The organism is Fimbriimonadales bacterium (assembly GCA_035559795.1).
GTDB lineage: Bacteria > Armatimonadota > Fimbriimonadia > Fimbriimonadales > ATM1 > DATMAR01.
In genome coordinates this window covers 1-17,639 of sequence record DATMAR010000009.1, presented here as the reverse complement: position 1 = coordinate 17,639, position 17,639 = coordinate 1, and the positions used below count along the sequence as shown (strand labels likewise).

Genomic DNA, 17,639 nt, shown 5'->3' with positions numbered 1-17,639 from the left:
TTAGGACTTTCGACCCTCTCCGCTTCTTCAGTTCGAGACACGGAGGCCGGCTCTCCGTTTTGGGTTTCAAGCGGAGGAAGGACAAAAACAGGTTTCATTCTCCTGCGCAGCCTTTGTGAAGGGGTCCTCCGTCGCTTCGGTTTTCTCTTATTTCTTTCAATTCCCATCTTAGAAGAAGAAAGTATACCGTTAGGGCATATAATAGAACCATTCCATCAACGGAACGCTACCATAGATTGCTGCGTTTCCTATCATTTAGGAGCATTTATTGAGAGCAAAAGAAGTATCTGAGAAGGCGCGAGCCATCGTCGAACAAGTAGAAACCGTCATCTTCGGAAAGCGCGAAACCATCGAGAAGGCGGTTTTCGTGCTTCTTTGCAATGGGCACATCTTGCTCGACGACGTCCCCGGTGTCGGAAAAACGATGCTCTCGAAGGCTTTGGCAAAGTCTATCGGTGGAGAATTTCGGAGGATTCAATTTACGCCCGACCTTCTGCCCAGTGATATTACGGGTTCGAGCGTTTTCAATCAAAAGTTAATGGAATTCGAATTTCTCCCTGGGCCGATTTTCGGCAATGTCGTGTTGGCAGACGAAATCAACCGAGCGACGCCCAAAACTCAAGCAGCGCTTTTAGAAGCGATGGAAGAAAGACAGGTAACGACCGATGGGGTTTCGCGAAAACTCCCCGACCCATTCTTCGTGATCGCAACACAAAACAATGTGGAGTTGACCGGTGTTTATCCCCTTCCCGAAGCGCAATTAGACCGTTTCTTCGCAAGATTATCTTTAGGCTATCCTGCGCATGATGTCGAAGTGGACATTTTGCAAGCGCAGCAAATCGAGCATCCTATCAATAAGGTCACTCAAGTCGTAACGCCAGAAGAATTGACTGCGATGCAGAAAGCAGTTCGCGAAATTTACGTGCATCCCTCCATTCGAGAATATATCGTAGATATCGTCACGGCAACTAGAACTTCGAATCAAATCATGTTAGGTGCTAGCCCGCGCGGTTCTTTATTGCTTCTGCAAGCGGCACAAGCAAGAGCGGCATACCATAACCAGGAATTCGTTAGACCGGACGATGTAAAGGCGATGGCACCTTGCGTTCTCTCCCATCGAATTATTCCAAGAGGCGATTTGCGTTCGAGAGGAATCGGAACGGAGGAGCTCATCGAAGGAATCGTAGCGAACATTCGCGCCCCTGTTCCCGTATCTTAAACGAAAATGCGTAGATATGCAGTATTGACGTTGAGCGTTTCGGGGGGGTTCCTCATGTTCGTGGGCGTTTGGTTGAATAGCGCTGCGCTTTTCTACATGAGTACCGTTATGATCGTTACTCTCGTTGCGTTGAAAGCGCAAGCCATTTTAGCAACGAAAGGTCTTCGTTTCGAACGCATCATACCGTCCCTTATCACAGCCGGCGAACGGGTCGACATTCGAATCCGCGTTTGGTCCACGATTCGCATGAGAAGACCGCTGCTCGTTATCGTGGATGAAATCCCCCATAAACTGACGCACGAAAGCGAACTCCTTCCTCTACCAATTGCACCGATTTATAGCGAACCCATCGAAACTCGCTATCAAATTCGTCCGACGCGAAGAGGTGTTTTTCGTTGGTCGAGTTTACGAGTGATTAGCACCGATTCACTCGGAATTTTGAGCACGGAACAAAAATACGAAACAACACCCGCTGAAATTATCGTGCATCCTGCAAAAATTCCTTTTACGATTGACCTCGCAGCATTGAGCGGCTGGTCAGCCGCTTACACGGACGATGGCAAAAGTCGTGGCCCGGGAATGGAAGCTCGAGGTGTGCGAGAATATTCTTCAGGTGACCCTTTGCGACACGTGCACTGGAGAAGCACTGCGAGGAAAGGGCAACTTATGGTGAAAGAATTCGATGCGGGTTTCACCACGAATGTCGCTTTGTTTTTACAATTAACGAAAGACACGGAAATTGGCGAAGGAGGTGCGACGACCCTCGAAGCGATGTGCAGTCATGCAGCATTCTTAGCGGATGAAATGCTCAATCGCGGCTCTCCGGTTCTGCTTCCTGCTCTCGAAGGTATGGAAGAATTTACTCACTCTTCAGAAATTCGTTATCGTAAGATTTGCGATGCTTTGGCGAAAGCAGAGGCAGATCGTCCCTATTCTTTCGCTTCGGAAATCGAGCGGTGCATGCGATTTTTGCCCCCCCAATGTACGGTCGTTCTCATGCTTGCTGTCGTCGAACCGGGAATGGACGAAGCCATAAGGTCGCTCACCGCGAATTATCCGGTTGTCGTCTATGTTTACGATGCAAATTCGTTTGCCCGAGCTTCGCAGAAAAGTTCGATTCGTTCCGCAACGGAGCCTCATTTCCTCGCCTCTATCGCAGCCCCCCGCGTAGCGATAAGATTCATGCCCAATCCGTTCGAAGTCTACGACAAAAGCGAAAAATATGAGAAAAGCGCTTAACGTAAAAGAAGAAATTACGAATTTACAACCGAGCGGCGTTGACTTCGTCACTCTTTGGGCTGCTTGCTCTATCCCTTTGTTTCTTAGCGGGAATTCGGTTCAACAACCCCTCATAGGATTATTCTTCGTCGCCCTTTCTGCAATTGGATTGCTCGTAAGTTATTTGATTCGCCTCGCTCTTCCGAATATCGGTAAAAGTAAATTTCTCGGATGGCTCATCGCTCTCGTGGCGATTTTCGTTTTACTCAATACGCCTCAGTTGAGCAAAGCGCTTCCGGGGGGTGGGTTCCCCCCCGAACTTCGAGTTCTTTCCTTCTTATGTTGGTTCGTTGCTTTTAGCCTCTTTTTCGTGTGGTCGGATGGAGCGATGTTGTTTATGGTCGTTCCTGGAATTGCGCTTTTCGGTTTATTGTCATGGCTCGAAACGGGAGGTTATTTCGATATTTCTCTGATTCTATTCATAGCGAGCGTGGCTGTTTTACTCGCACGCTTACACATTCGCATGATGCTTTCTCAAGCCTTATCGGCAGGAGCGAAAAGTTTTGAAGAACTGCGTGCAGGACCTTGGAAAGCTATGGCAGGTCCTGGAGTCGCGATTCTTTCCGTCCTTTTAGTTGCGGGAGTGTCGTGGATAATGTCTCCTGCTATTGGTGGTGCTGTTCGAGCGGTAACTGGCGCACCCCAAGTGCAATGGACCCCCCCGACTACAACCGTCGGTTCGAACCTAACTTACGTAGACCAGTTTATCGGAGGAGGTCCACGAACGAGTTCTTATATTCCCGTTCTCGAGGTTACTACAGATACGGACTATCCCTACCTTCGAGCACATTCTTTTCGTTCTTATCGTGGAGTCGGCTGGACGGAGAGTACTTCTTTTTCAGAAGGCATACCTCCGCAAAATGAAAGCCCGCATTCTCAACTCGAAAACGCAGGAGTTTTTCGCATACCCCCCCCTCGATTTCCAGTAAAAGATGCAATAACGGATAAATTGCACATAAAGGTACTCGCAAGAACGCATTTAATCGCGTACTCTACGGGTATTCCGATTCGTGTAGAATATCGAGGAACCGTCCGGTTCGTAAATAACGAAGCGGTTTTCGTTACACCGAGACTTTATCAAGGCAGAGAAGTCTACGTAGAAAGCATTCGCGCAAAACCGACACCCACGCAACTTCGACAAGCAACGAAAATCGATCGCCAAGAATATATAAACCTCTTTAGAGAACGCCTTAATGACCAAATCGACCCCCGTATAAGAGATTGGGCAAAAGGAGTAATCGAACACTCACCTACGGATTACGACGCAGTTGTCGCCTTGATGTATGCCATAGGAAAGAGATGCAAATATAACTTACGCGCTCCTCGTATCACTGGAAATCAAGACCGCGTCGCGGCGTTTCTCTTCGAAACTCGTGAAGGCTATTGCGATTTGTTCGCTTCTGCACTCGCAGTGGCTTGTCGCGCCGTAGGAATCCCTGCAAGAGTCGTTGTTGGCTATCGCCTTGACCCAGAGAGTATGCAAGACGGAAAATATATCGTTCAAGACCGACACGCTCATATGTGGACGGAAGTGTTTTTCCATCCTTATGGATGGATACCTTTTGACCCTACCGATATCGCCGAGCCGGTTCCGGGGGGGGAGCGCGGAGCCATTATTGATTCGGGTGGTGAGAACGCAACCTTGCAATGGGCTACTTGGGCAGCTGGAATTCTCTTCGGCTTGGTATTCCTGACCATTCTCTGGGTATCTACTTCCACATGGATTAAAACACGACGAACGCTCTCTAAATCGTTCCGGAAACTGCGCCCCTTATATTTTTCATTCCTGGCGAAACTTCGAAAATCCGTCGGACGCCCCCCCTCTCCTTCGGAAACCTTGTCAGAATACGTAAACACTTACACAATGCATTCGAGTAACGGACATTTGGCAAAAGAAATAGCGGAGAAATTCAATCAGGCATTCTTTGCCCAAGAAGAACCGAGTGAAGAACAAATTCGAGAAATCGCACTTGCGTTACGCGAATTTAGCACGCAAACAGTGACCAATGGCGAATAAATCTTCGAACGCAATTCTGCTCCTCGGCGATGAGCCCTCCAGCCTTCGAACGCAAATCGCACTTCTCAAAAAGGAAGCAGGCATCGAAGAGGATTCGTTCGATTTTGTCGAATTGGAAGCCTCCGAAAGTACGGCGCGAGAAATTTTCGACGCCGCTTGCAGTTTTCCTTTTCTCGCGAAGAGAAAAACCGTTCTCGTTCGTAGGATAGAAAATTTAGGAAAAGGCGAAGGCGCTCGTCTCGCATCGCAATTGGAAAACTTACCCTCGAGCGCACTACTCATTCTCACTTGCGAGACGCTGAAAGAAAACGAACTTCCCGCAGAAACCAAACAAATACGTTCGACGATTCAAAAGATAGGCAAAGTGCTTATCGTAACCCCCCCAAAAGAAAAACTGGGCTCGGAATTGCTCAATCGCGCGAAAAAAGCCAATCTAACCATTGACGCGGGCACTCTTCAAGAAATTATCTCGATGACCTCCGGCAATACGACGGATGCATTCAATGAATTCGAAAAACTTTTAGCCTATTGCGCGAAAAAAGGAAAAATCACGAAATCGGATGTTCGGGAAATCGTAACCCCTTCAGAGGAATGGGCGTCGTTTCAAATGATCGATGCGATTTGCGCCGGGAATCACCGGTCCGCACTTCAGCATTTGCAGGTGCTTCTTTCCACAGCCGACAAACTCGAAAGACCTGTTCTCGGTTTCCTCTTTACGCAAATCCACAAGAATCTCAAATACATCTTTCAAGCGCGTGCCTTATTGGACAACTCCGTTTCTCTCACGAGCGAAGCATCCGAAACAATCTGCCCAGCCTCGGACAGCCTGAAAAATATCAAAGAGAATTGGAGAAAGGAAAAAATAAGCCAGTTTGCAAGCAGGCTTTCGCTCGAGCAAATCGCCGCTATGATGCAATCTTTAGTGCGAGCGAATATGCGATTTTTCGGGCTCTTGCCCTCGGCGAGCCAAACGGAATCCTTGCAGAGAATGGTCGTCGAAATGTGCGATATCGCTTCTGGAAACACTGTAACGGGAGGCTCACAAAAAAATTCTTAGGTTCGGGTAGGATGAAAGCAAAGAGAAGCTATGGCAGAGCAGTTTACAGAAGGAGCTAAGACAACTTCAGCAAAACTTTCCGAAACCCGCACTCTCCGTAAAGACCGTTGGTGGATTGAACCCTTACTCATATTCCTCGGTCTGGCGATTTTTATCATTTATGCGACTTTTCGCTCATTCGAAAACCAATTTTATTCTGCACCCCATCACCTCCCTGTACCTTGGAGTGAAGGTCTCGTCCCGGACCTTTTAAGCCCGTTTTATTCTCCTCTGTTCCTTGTAGACTGGAAAATTTACGGCTTTACGATAACGCCGGCGATGATTATTATGCCGTTTCCTCTATTTTTCAGAGCGACATGTTATTACTTTCGCAAGGCGTATTACCGTGCTTTTTTCCTGACTCCTCCGGCATGTGCGGTGCGAGGAAATGCAAAACCTCAATACACAGGAGAGAAGAATTTCCCTTGGGCTTTGCAAAATCTTCATCGTTTCGCCCTCTATTTCGCGCTCATTTTCCTCGTGATATTGGGAATCGATGTTATTAAAGCCATGCGTTTCGCTGACGGGTGGGGATTAAGTGTCGGCTCACTTATTTTGCTCGGCGACTGGTTATTGCTTACGGGGTACGTGTTTGGTTGTCACTCTTTCCGTCACCTCTCTGGAGGATGTCTCGATTGCTTTTCGTGTAGTTCTGTATCTCGTGCTCGCTATTCTCTTTGGCAGAAAATCACTTCCCTCAACGAACGGCATGCGTTTTTCGCGTGGTCGAGTCTCATCGGTGTAGGGTTTGCTGATTTCTATATCCGACTCGTAACCAGCGGAACGATTCAAGACTTCGTTTTCTTCAAACTGTACTTATGAACAACTACGAAGTTTTCAACTGCGACGTACTCGTGATCGGTGCTGGAGGCGCAGGATTGCGTGCATGCATCGGAGCGATGGAAAAAGGAGCGAAAGTAGGGCTCGTTACAAAATCGCTATTAGGAAAAGCACATACCGTAATGGCAGAGGGGGGGGCAGCAGCAGCATTGGGGAATCTCGATACAGAAGACAACTGGGAAGTGCATTTCCGAGACACGATTCGAGGGGGGAAATTCTTAGCGAATTGGCGCACGGTAGAAATCTTCGCACGAGAAGCCCCCGAAAGAATCTTAGAATTGGAGCGATACGGTGCAGTCTTCGATAGAACGGGCAAAGGTCTGATTTCTCAACGCGCATTCGGAGGGCACAAATATCGCCGCCTCGCGCACGTCGGTGACAGAACCGGATTGGAAATCATTCGAACGTTGCAAGATAAAGCCGTAAGTATGGGGATTTTCGACTATCCTGAATTGACGATTATCCGATTGCTTAAAGATGGAGACCGCATTTCCGGCGCTGTCGGCTATCGTCGAATGGACGGAGGAATCGTCGTATTCAAAGCGAAAGCAGTAGTCTTAGCAACGGGGGGGTGGGGGAGAATGTATCGCTTCACGTCGAATTCATGGGAGTCTACCGGTGATGGGGTCGTTTTGGCTCTTCGCGCTGGCGCAGAACTGAAAGACATGGAAATGGTGCAATTTCACCCCACCGGAATGATTTGGCCACCGAGCATGAGAGGAATTTTAGTCACGGAAGGGGTCCGGGGAGATGGCGGAATTCTGCTTAACAGTAAAGGGGAGAGATTTATGTTCAATTACGTCCCCGAGTTCTATAGAAAGGAAACTGCCGAAACTCTGGAAGAAGCCCTAAAATGGGTTCATGACAAGAAAAACTATCGCAGACCACCGGAGTTATTACCGAGAGACGTCGTAGCGCGTGCTATCTACAAAGAAGTTCAAGCGGGCAGAGGCTCGGAACATGGGGGGGTATATCTCCAAATCTCTCACATGGGAGCAGACTACATTAGAAAACGACTCCCCAGCATGGTAGACCAGTTCTTGCATTTAGGGAACGTAGATATCACGAAAGAACCGATGGAAGTTTATCCTACGATTCATTACACTATGGGGGGGGTCACTTCGGATCCTGAGACGTGTGCCACGAATGTTCCGGGCTTGTATGCTTGCGGAGAAGTTGCAACAGGGCTTCACGGCGCAAACCGTTTGGGGGGGAATTCCCTTAGCGACTTGTTGGTCTTCGGGAGACGCGCAGGAGAAGCAGCGGGTGAATACGCGATGCAAAACGAAAGCGGAGAAATTTCGGAATCGGAAATCTCAGAAGAAGTGAATCTTCTTATGGAGCCATTGCGAAGAGAATCAGGAGAAAATCCTTACCAATTGCATACAGAACTCCAAGACACGATGCAAGAACACGCGATGATTGCGAGAACAGAAGAAGGTTTGAAACGAGCATTGGAAAAAATTCACGAACTAAAAGAACGCGCAAAAAAGATTGCGGTGAAAGGAGACACTTGTTTCAATCCTGGATGGCATCAGGCGAGGGACATTCAAGTCATGCTCACGGTCAGCGAGGTCATCGTACGCTCTGCCCTCGAACGAAAAGAAAGCAGAGGAGGACATTGGAGATTGGATTACGACCTCGAAGACCCGTATTGGGCACAGCACAACATCATCGCCCGATTGGAAAACGGTGAAATCAAATTGAGCCACAGAAAAGTACCGGAGATGCCCGAACATCTCAAAAAAATAATAGAAGGATAGCCATGGCAACGGTAACGCTGAATATCTTTCGAGGAAACCAGGAAAAAGGATATTTTCAATCCTATACCGTCGAAACCTTCGAGGGTATGGTCGTTCTCGATGCGATTCATAAAATCCAAAGGGAACAAGACGCATCGCTCGCATGCCGCTGGAACTGTAAGGCTGCGAAATGCGGCTCTTGCAGTGCAGAAATCAATGGCAAACCACGTTTGATGTGCAAAACGCGCATAGATTCCTTGCCTATAGAAGAACCGATTATCGTTACACCCTTAAAAACCTTTCCCGTGATTAAAGATTTGGTGTGCGATGTGTCTTGGAATTACGAAATTGCGAGAAAAATACCCCCCCTAAAACTCGCTGACGAAGGGAGTAAAGAACCGCTGCGGATGATGCAGGAAGATGTGGAAAGAGTGCAAGAATTCCGCAAATGTATCGAGTGCTTTTTATGTCAAAACGTATGCCATATACTCAGAGACCATCAGCGAAAAGATATCTTCTTCGGTCCCCGCTTTATGATAAAACTCGCTGCGCTCGAAATGCATCCGTTGGACGTCGAAGACCGTTCTGAGTTCCTCAAAGAAGTCGCAGGAGTAGGCGTTTGTAATATCACGAAATGCTGCACCGAAGTTTGCCCTGAAGAGATTCACATTACGGATAACGGAATCATTCCTTTGAAAGAGAGAGTCGCCGACGTGTATTTCGACCCGATTCGAGGGCTTTTGCGATGGTTAAAAACACCGTAGGAGCTCCGTAAGGCGCGACATATCGTAGGAGCACCGTGAGGCGCGATGAATCGTAGGAGCGCCGTGAGGTGCGAATAATCAGTCGTGATTGATTTCCCCATCCTTATGCACAAAAAAAAGCATTTTTTAAAAAATGTAATCTTTAAATAATTCAGCGTTCCCTTCAAATAAGGGTGAATCTATGAAACATTCGGTTCCCCTTCGAGCGAAGCGAAGAGGAGGAACCTTCAAGGGAGGGTTTTCTATATAGTTGCCACAAAGATTAAAGTTTCTTGGTTTATTAATTCCCCTTCCCATAGGAAACCAGAAAGCACTCTGATTTTTTTAATGCACACGCGCACCATCAGGCGCTTCTTTATCCGGTTGAATAAGAATCGCTTCTCCGTTCGGTCCATCCGCCGCTAAAATCATCCCTTGACTTTCGATTCCTCGCAATTTTCGAGGCTCGAGGTTCGCAACTAAAACGACTTGTCTTCCAATCAAATCTTCGGGAGAATACTCATTTGCTATTCCAGCGACGACTTGACGTTTTTCATCGCCTACAGCCAACTCCAATCGCAGCAACTTATCGGCTCCTTCTACTTTATGCGCATCCAACACGCGTGCAATCTGCAATTTCACTTTCGAAAACTCTTCGAATGTAATCGTTTCGCTCATCGCTTTCTCCTGTGTTTCTTTTTTTGTTTCGCTCTTCGCGAAGGAGGGTTTAGAAGTCTCTAATCGCGGATAGATCGGCTCTGCTTTTGCAATTTTATGCGACGAGGGAACCGAATGAGCCCCCCCGATATCTTCCCATTTCGTTACTGCGGGTAACGCCAATAGCCCGGCAATTCTGTCCGAAAAAGAAGGAGTAATGGGACGTAACAATCCTTCCAACATGCGCACCATCCATGCCAGCGTGCGCATAACGCTCCCGAATCGCGGGTCTTTGTTTTTGCGCAAATCCCATGGCTTTTCCTGGTCTATCGCCATATTGAGTTGCGCAGCGAGCGCACGAATACATTCCACCGCGTTATCTATGCGGAATTCTTCCATCGCCATTTCATAACTTCGTAACACATCACGCACTTCCTCCACGATTTTTTCTATCAAAGGCGCATCCGGAATCTCTCCATCGCAAAAGTTGTTGAGCATGCTCGTTACGCGGTGGATTCCATTCGAAAAATCGTTTACGATTTCAGAATTGTATTTGGAATCGAAATCTTCGTACGTGAATTTCGAGTCCGTTTCGAAGGGCATCGTGCGTGCCATGTAATAACGGACGACATCGACTGCCAATTCCTCGGAAACCCCCGTTCTCGAAGAAACTTCCTCTGCCAATTCGAGGGGGGGGATAACATTGCCTCTCGATTTGCTGATTTTCTCCTCTCCGATGAGCATCCATCCATGTCCGACCAAAGTTTTCGGCAATTCCATTTCCAGCGCCATAAGCATGGCAGGCCAAATCGTCGCGTGGAAACGCACCAAAATGTCCTTCCCCATCCACTCGACATCCGCGGGCCAATACTCTTGCCAATTACCATCAGGCCAACCGATGGCAGAAATGTAATTAATCAATGCATCGATCCAGACATAAATCACACGACTTTCGTCCCCCGGAACGGGTATTCCCCACCCCGTATTCCTCCTCGACACGCAGATGTCGTGCAACCCTGGTTTGATGAATGCGACAACCTCGTTCCTCCGCACTTCGGGAAGAATGAATTTAGGATTCTCCTCGATGTGTTTCAGCAATCGTTCACCGAATGCGGATAGTCGAAAGAAATAATTTTTCTCCTCCACCCACCTCACAGGATTCCCTTCGGGACTTTTTCCATCCACCAATTCCGATTCTTTATAAAAGGTTTCCGAAGACACGTCGTACCACCCCTTGTATTCGTCTTCGTAAATATGCCCCCCCTCGAGCAACCTGCGAAAAACTTCTTGCACGACGCGAGTGTGACGCGGTTCGGTCGTGCGAATGAAATCGTGGTACCGGATGTTCATCCTTTTCCATATCCTGACGAACTCCTGTGAGATTTCATCCACGAATTCTTTAGGCGCTTTTCCCGCCGCCTGCGCCGCTTCTGCCACTTTGGTTGCGTTTTCGTCCGTACCGGTGAGGAAATGCACCTGCTTTCCCCTCATTTCTTGGTAACGCGCTGTTATATCCGCCGCGAGCGTCGTGAGCGCCGTCCCGATATGCGGAACGCTGTTCACATAATAAATGGGGGTCGTGATGTAATACCGCTTAGGCATTTCTATCACCTAAGCATACACTTTATTTAAGCGCTCGTTCTTTCGATAACCACTCAATCACTGCCGGTTACATCGCCGAGCACTGAAAAACGCGAGTCCTAATGCAATTGCAAGTATAGAAGCAGGTTCTGGAACAACGAACGCAATCGAAGACGCAGAACTAAGACCACCCGAACCCGGTGAAACGAAGAAACTCGCACCTCCGCCTGTTGAAGCAAGAACGCGCACAACGGAGTTACTCGCTGTATAGTAAAGATACTCGCCTTCGAATGCCATCCCCCAAGTGCTCACCGCGCCGCCTGCGTCACTGAAAACCCCCATGTAAGCACCTGTCGCTCCATCGAATCGGATGATTCCACCAACGAGCATCCCATCAATCAAAGGATTCGAAACATACAAATCGTCATCCGGTCCCCACAACATATCGTTCATGATGGCCAACTCATCCGCCGTCGTGAAAACACCTTCTAATCCCCCTGTCACGCCATTGAAATGGTTGATAACATAGGGTCCGTTCAATTGCCCTTGATATAAATCGCCATCGCTCGCTCTCCAAGACATTCCATGCGTGTGCCCTGGTCCTCCTCCTAAACCGTGCATACCGATAAATGTCCCTGTAGTTCCATCGAACTTCCAAATAGAATCCGACTCAGGGGCGATATGTCCCATGACATAAAGATTTCCATCCGGTCCGAATTCGAGGTCTTGTTCGCCGAACAATCCCCCTTCTCCGGGGCTAACGAATTCACCTAAATATGTCCCCGAAGGACTCCATTTCGTCACGTTCGCGGAATATTCACTCGCGATATACACGTTTCCATCAGGTCCTACGGTGATTCCTTCTGGTCCATCTATTACCGAGCCTGAAGCGAACACACCGAGAAACGCTCCTGTAGTGCCATCGTAGCGAAGAACCTGATCTCCTAACAGATCGCAGACGAGCAAATCATCGGCGATGGCTACAGACGCCCATACCATAACTACGCAGGTGATGAATATCTTCATTTATCTCTCCTTTAGCCAAAACGAAACCACTATAGCAGGAGTCTTTGTTGGGTATTAGGAAAAACATGAGAAATCGAAAACATACTGGTATATTCACGAGGACAAGAATTTGATCTTCCGGACTTTTCGATAAGATAAAGCGTAAAATTCCTCAAGTTCATTCATGGAACCATTCACTGTTCACAAAGGCAAAATCGCCGTCCTCGACCAGTCCAACGTGGACACCGACCAAATCATCCCCGCACGGTTTTTGAGCATGGTCACTCGCACAGGATACGGTGAACTCCTTTTCAAAGACCTTCGAGGGGAAAACTTTCCTCTCGATGCGCCGGAAGCAAAAGGCGCAAGCATTCTCGTTGTTGGGGAAAACTTCGGTTGTGGCAGTAGTCGCGAGCACGCCGTTTGGGCGATTCAGCAAGCCGGTTTTCGAGCGGTGATTGCGCGTAGAACGGAAAAATCCCCCGGATTCAGCGACATTTTTCGCCAAAACGCAGTAAACAACGGCTTACTCCTCATCGAACTCTCGGAAAAAGACCACGCGAGGCTCGTTGAAAAAGGGAGCGGAACAGAAGTTACGATAGACCTTCCGAACCAAACAGTGAGTTTCGACAACGAAAAAATTCCTTTCGATATCCATCCCACGACGAAAGAGGCGTTGATGAAAGGACTCGACTTCATCGGAACGACGCTCCTCCACGAAGTGAAAATCGCCGAATACGAACGAACGCACGAACTATTTGTTCCACCGAAGAAAACTCCCTGAGACGCCTTAGATTTGTTCCCTTCAGTTTTCCTCGTAAATCGGTGCCGATGCTTAGGGGGGGCTAAAATGGAGTATCCTATCGCTTATGTCTGAGTTGCGCTGGCATCCTTTCCATAACGAGTGGATTATCACTGCGACACATCGGCAAGACCGCACCTTCTTCCCTCCCGAAGATTTCTGTCCTTTATGCCCCACGAAACCTGGCAAACCCGCCACCGAAATTCCCGAAGAAGATTACGAAATCGCTGTTTTCGAAAATAAATTCCCGAGCCTCGAATCCCCCCCCGAAATTCCGAGTGTTCATGGCACGGAACTTACCCCCGTTCTCCCGAGCGAGGGATTCTGCGAAGTCGTCTGCTACACGAGTGACCACAACGCAACCTTAGCAGATTTGCCCATCGCTCACATTCGCAAACTCGTCGAAGTATGGAAAGACCGATACGAAGATTTAATCCACCGCCCGCAGGTGAAATACGTTTACATTTTCGAAAACAAAGGTCGAGAAATCGGAGTTACTTTGTCTCACCCGCATGGACAAATTTACGCCTATCCTTTCATTCCGTTTGTCATTCAAACTCGTCTGAACGCAGAAAAAAATCATTTCGAAAAAACAGGAAAAACACTTGCACAGGATTGGCTGGAAATGGAACTTCGAGATGGCAGAAGAATCGTTTGGCAGTCGGAAGAATGGGTTGCACTCGTCCCTTTTTTTGCACGATATCCTTATGAAACGCACATCGTTCCGAAAAAACAAGTTTGCGATTTATCGCATATGGACGAAAACCAACTCGATTCCCTACCAGAAGCGATTAAAACCGTGACGCAAAAACTCGATAAATTGTTCGGGTTCTCGATGCCTTACATTAAAAGTCTTTTCCAATATCCAACGGAGTACAGCACCTTCATCATCGAATTCACCCCACCCTATCGCACGGCGGATAAATTGAAATACCTCGCAGGAAGCGAAGCGGGATGCGGAGTTTTTATCAACGACACTCTTCCGGAAGAAACGGCGAAGCAATTACGAGAAAAGTGAAAATGTCCCCGCTTCAATTCCCCCTCTGTGCTTCGCTCGAAGAAAAATCGGATGGAATTCGATTCCATTCATAACATTTTGAAAAAAAGAAACTTATCATCGGTTCCCCGTGCGCAAGCAGGGGGAACCTTACGGAGGGGGTCTATAAAAGTCTCAACAATAGGAGCTGTTGAGGCATTAAAAAATCATATAACTGGTAATTTTCTTGTATTTTGGCAGGATTTTTTATAAACAACGAAAAAAACGCTATATAATGCTACTGGGAAATATGTCCACTCTCTTTGAGGGCGGACTTTGTATATCAAAAAGGAGCTAAGTAATGAGAGGATCAATCTCTGCAATTCTTTTCGCTCTCGCATCTTCTGCGAGCGCTTTCACTGTCTGGGATAACTACGGTTACTGGGATGGGAATGTCACGAATGGTTGGCTTGCCCAAAACCAAAAGTTCACCCCTCCTGCTCCAGACAACACTCTAGTCCATTGGCAATTCGCGATGGATGCAGCAGCTGGTGGGCTAACAATGGAGTTTCGTATCGAGGAGGTATCTGGTGGTATACCTAACGGCACTATAGTCTATAGCGCTCCTTTCGTATCGCCCACAGGTGGCGGGGACGTTATTTTCACTGGCTTGAATGTTTCTCTAGACCCTTCGAAAACATACGCTGCTATTGTAGATTTCAAGGGATACAGTGGTTACAGTATTCATTTCACAGGTACTGATGTCGTTCCAGGAAACGGAATGTGGTGGAGTGGAGCTTCGTGGTCTGACTACCCAACTCTCGACCAAAAACTTCATGCTGAATTCGTTCCTGAACCTGCAACCCTTCTCGCATTTTCCTGTGGTCTTGCTTTGTTAGCCCGTAGGTTAAGAAAATCCTAAGGAGATTCTTTTCCGTTGCATTGAGAGGGCTCATGTTTGTGAGCCCTCCGTAGTTTTTATTGGTTGAAGCAAAAAACGCTTACCCCAAAAAGCGCTTTAATCCCAGCAAAAGGCAAGGTTTTTCCCCCATGCCTTGCTAAATGCATATTCGACCCTTTATAACCTCCCCCCAACCTCCGAAAATCAACTATAAGCCCCAGTTAGTGGGCATTTTTAGCCTTAAGGAGGAACCGGGATGTATACGCTTTTACGGTGCTTTGCTTTTTCGCTTTTTTGCTTTCTCTTTCTTCCATCCTTCCCCTCGAATCCTCCCACTCGTTCTCTCTCGAAAGAAATTTTAGAATGTATCGAGCCCGCTCTCGTCATGCACTTGACCCGAGCCTATGAGGCTCTCGCGCAGGGAAGGGCAAAAGAAGCTGAAATCCATGCCCGTCTCGCCTCCGTGCCCGAAACATTGCGGGTCGAATTCTCTTTCACAGGGGTAGATCCCGCGAGGGAGGAAGAACTCAAAAATTGGGCTCGCACCGCTCTCGAAGATTGGAACGAAGCCCAAAATGTGACTCGATTTAGAGAGTCTTTACCAGGCGAAAGCTCGAACATCGTGATTTGCTTTTACGATTACGGAATGGGCCGCAACATCGCGGGTTCGATTTTCTGGAACCGCCGAGTGTGGAAGAACTCGTTAGGTATGCAAATGGAACTTTCGGCAGAAATTCGCATCACCAACCGCCGTCCGAGCGGTTCGCTGATGGATGAGAGTCAGATTCGTCACACAATCCAACACGAATTGGGGCACCTTTTAGGGCTGAGAGAGGGCATAACTCCCATGATGGGAGGGATTCCCATTCATAGCAGCAAGGTGAAGGTCGGTTTCAAAGAGACAAACGCGATGGAAGAGTTTCAAGCCCATGTCGACTCGTTCCTCTCTTCTATTCCACGAACCACCCAGAGGAAAGTACCTACAGTCTTCCGTTTTGTGGAACCCTAAAACCCGTATCGGTTCTTCCGTTTCTCTATCCGAAACCACCCCTTTAGGAACGTATCCTTCCGAAATCTCGTCATATAAGTAGACTTTTGCTCCAGTGCTTTATCTGGAGCCTATATATTTTTTTACTAAAGGAGGGAAACGATGAGACGTTTCGCCCTGATTTTCGTGCTTTCGTTGGTTAGTCCTTCGCTTTATGCTCAAACCCTAACGCTCACATCGTACTTCTACGATACAGTCATCACCGGATTGAGCGTGCCCACAGTAATGGCGAACATAGGACCAGATGAGTTTCTTATCTGCGAAAAAAACACAGGCAGAGTAAAACATTACAAGAATTATGTGTTCCAAGGGAACGCAATAGATTTAGCGGTTTCGAATAGCAGCGAACGCGGATTGCTCGGAATATGCCTCGACCCGAATTTCGCGACGAATGGGGGGGTCTATCTGTATTATTCGAAAGCCGTCGTTGACGGTGGAACGTGGGAAGACAATCGTGTCGAGAGATTCATTTGGAACGGTTCGACTCTGACTTTCGATAAAACGATTATCGTTTTTCCTTTCGATGCGACACAAAACAACGGTCCTAATCACGATGGAGGAATCATCAAGTTCGGACCTGATGGAAAACTTTATGTTATGACGGGAGATCTCAATCGTGGACGTTTCACGAATCCGCGCATCGAACAAAACACCAGCACGAGTGCAATCGCAGGTGTCGGTGCAATTTATCGCTTGAATCCCGATGGCACGATTCCGTCCGACAACCCCTTCTTCTCACAGAGCGACCCGAGATTGCAAGCCATTTTCGCTTACGGTTTTCGTAACGGTTACGGAATGACTTTCGACCCTCTCACCGGGCGACTTTGGGCAACGGAAAACGGACCCAATGTTTACGATGAGGTGAATTGGTTCGCTTCGGGAGCAAACTCTGGGTGGCTGAAAATCATGGGCCCCGATTCCCGCAACGCTACGTATTCCGAAAATGGAAACACGAGTTACGATGCAGGACAACTCACCTATCTTCCCGGCGCTTTTTATCAAGACCCTGTCTTTTCATGGCTACAGCCTATCGGAGTCACGAGCATCGAAGTTCTCGCTTCGCATAAATTCTGGTCGCCAGAAAAGAATAATGTTTTCGTAGCGGATATCAACAACGGAAATATCTATCTCTTCACGATGAATTCGAATCGGGATGGTTTCGTTCTCAGTGGTGGGTTGGCAGATAAGGTCGCAGACACCCTTTCCGAAAGGAACGAATCGCGTGTCGGTTCAAGTTGGGGGGGCGTATCGGACTTCGTGATTGCCGAGGATGGTTATCTCTATGTGGTGAGCCTTGGTTTCGGAAATGTATATCGTATTCGACCGTATAACGACAAAGTTCTTGCAAAAGCCTTTTCTATCATCGAAGGGAGCCTAAAATCCGGCGGCATATTTCAACTCAATGAAAGCGATAACGACTTCATGAACATCAGCGGACGCGCCGAAAGAGGAAACGTGATTGCGGGACAAATCGAACTCGAATCCAAGGCTCCCCCCTCTACCACGAAAACTCTCAAAGAACTCCATTTCATCCTCGAAACGCACGTCACGGGCACGATGGGTGAAAAAATCGAACTTTGGAATTATCAAACTCAAAACTGGGAAGCCGTTTCGAGCGGAACTGCAGGTGCTAACGATAAAGTTACCGATGCGGTCATCACTTCGAATATAGAAAGATTCATTCAATCTTCGGATAGAGAGATTCGCGCACGAATAACGTGGACACGCATCGCC

The 17,639-nt window shown here is 47.8% G+C and carries 14 protein-coding genes; 12 read left to right on the top strand and 2 right to left on the bottom strand.

Going from position 1 to position 17,639, the window contains the following annotated elements; genetic code table 11:
* Positions 1–268 precede the first annotated feature (268 nt).
* From VNK96_05640 to VNK96_05610, 7 genes are read left to right on the top strand one after another with little or no spacing between them, the layout of a single operon-like run.
* Positions 269–1,219, top strand: coding sequence for a MoxR family ATPase (locus VNK96_05640; GenBank protein ID HWP31189.1), 951 nt, complete (start codon positions 269–271; stop codon positions 1,217–1,219).
* Positions 1,220–1,225: 6 nt separating this feature from the next.
* Positions 1,226–2,458, top strand: a complete 1,233-nt coding sequence (locus VNK96_05635) for a DUF58 domain-containing protein (GenBank protein HWP31188.1) — start codon at positions 1,226–1,228, stop codon at positions 2,456–2,458.
* On the top strand, positions 2,442–4,514 hold the full coding sequence (locus VNK96_05630) for a transglutaminase domain-containing protein (protein HWP31187.1): 2,073 nt from the start codon (positions 2,442–2,444) through the stop codon (positions 4,512–4,514). The genes VNK96_05635 and VNK96_05630 overlap by 17 nt, the downstream gene beginning before the upstream one ends.
* A complete protein-coding gene (gene holA, locus VNK96_05625) occupies positions 4,504–5,571 on the top strand; it encodes a DNA polymerase III subunit delta (GenBank protein ID HWP31186.1) in 1,068 nt (355 codons plus the stop codon). Before VNK96_05630 ends, holA begins: the two co-directional genes overlap by 11 nt.
* Before the next feature lie 30 nt (positions 5,572–5,601).
* Positions 5,602–6,432: a hypothetical protein gene (locus tag VNK96_05620; GenBank protein ID HWP31185.1), complete on the top strand. Its 831-nt coding sequence runs from the start codon at positions 5,602–5,604 to the stop codon at positions 6,430–6,432.
* Positions 6,429–8,213: a fumarate reductase/succinate dehydrogenase flavoprotein subunit gene (locus VNK96_05615; protein HWP31184.1), complete on the top strand. Its 1,785-nt coding sequence runs from the start codon at positions 6,429–6,431 to the stop codon at positions 8,211–8,213. Before VNK96_05620 ends, VNK96_05615 begins: the two co-directional genes overlap by 4 nt.
* Positions 8,214–8,215: 2 nt before the next feature.
* Positions 8,216–8,956 (top strand): succinate dehydrogenase/fumarate reductase iron-sulfur subunit, encoded by a 741-nt coding sequence (locus tag VNK96_05610; GenBank protein ID HWP31183.1) that lies wholly within the window; start codon positions 8,216–8,218, stop codon positions 8,954–8,956.
* A 324-nt stretch (positions 8,957–9,280) separates the two neighbouring features.
* Here the strand turns inward: VNK96_05610 and metG are convergent, their stop codons facing one another.
* Both metG and VNK96_05600 read right to left on the bottom strand, forming a co-directional pair.
* Positions 9,281–11,194, bottom strand: a complete 1,914-nt coding sequence (gene metG, locus VNK96_05605) for a methionine--tRNA ligase (protein HWP31182.1) — start codon at positions 11,192–11,194, stop codon at positions 9,281–9,283.
* A gap of 57 nt (positions 11,195–11,251) precedes the next feature.
* The gene (locus VNK96_05600; GenBank protein HWP31181.1) at positions 11,252–12,199 is read right to left on the bottom strand and encodes a PEP-CTERM sorting domain-containing protein; all 948 of its coding nucleotides are present in this window, start codon (positions 12,197–12,199) and stop codon (positions 11,252–11,254) included.
* A 163-nt stretch (positions 12,200–12,362) separates the two neighbouring features.
* On the opposite strand from VNK96_05600, the gene leuD reads away from it, so the two are divergent.
* The 5 genes from leuD to VNK96_05575 all read left to right on the top strand — a co-directional run.
* Positions 12,363–12,962 (top strand): 3-isopropylmalate dehydratase small subunit, encoded by a 600-nt coding sequence (gene leuD / locus VNK96_05595; protein ID HWP31180.1) that lies wholly within the window; start codon positions 12,363–12,365, stop codon positions 12,960–12,962.
* 85 nt (positions 12,963–13,047) lie between these two features.
* Complete coding sequence (gene galT / locus VNK96_05590; GenBank protein ID HWP31179.1) at positions 13,048–13,998, top strand: galactose-1-phosphate uridylyltransferase; 951 nt, start codon at positions 13,048–13,050, stop codon at positions 13,996–13,998.
* A 319-nt stretch (positions 13,999–14,317) separates the two neighbouring features.
* The gene (locus VNK96_05585) at positions 14,318–14,878 is read left to right on the top strand and encodes a PEP-CTERM sorting domain-containing protein (protein ID HWP31178.1); all 561 of its coding nucleotides are present in this window, start codon (positions 14,318–14,320) and stop codon (positions 14,876–14,878) included.
* Positions 14,879–15,113: 235 nt separating this feature from the next.
* Positions 15,114–15,866 carry a hypothetical protein gene (locus VNK96_05580; GenBank protein HWP31177.1) on the top strand — a complete coding sequence of 251 codons (753 nt, stop codon included), beginning with the start codon at positions 15,114–15,116 and terminating at the stop codon, positions 15,864–15,866.
* A gap of 141 nt (positions 15,867–16,007) precedes the next feature.
* A partial coding sequence (locus VNK96_05575) for a PQQ-dependent sugar dehydrogenase (GenBank protein ID HWP31176.1) occupies positions 16,008–17,639 on the top strand: 1,632 nt, incomplete at its 3' end.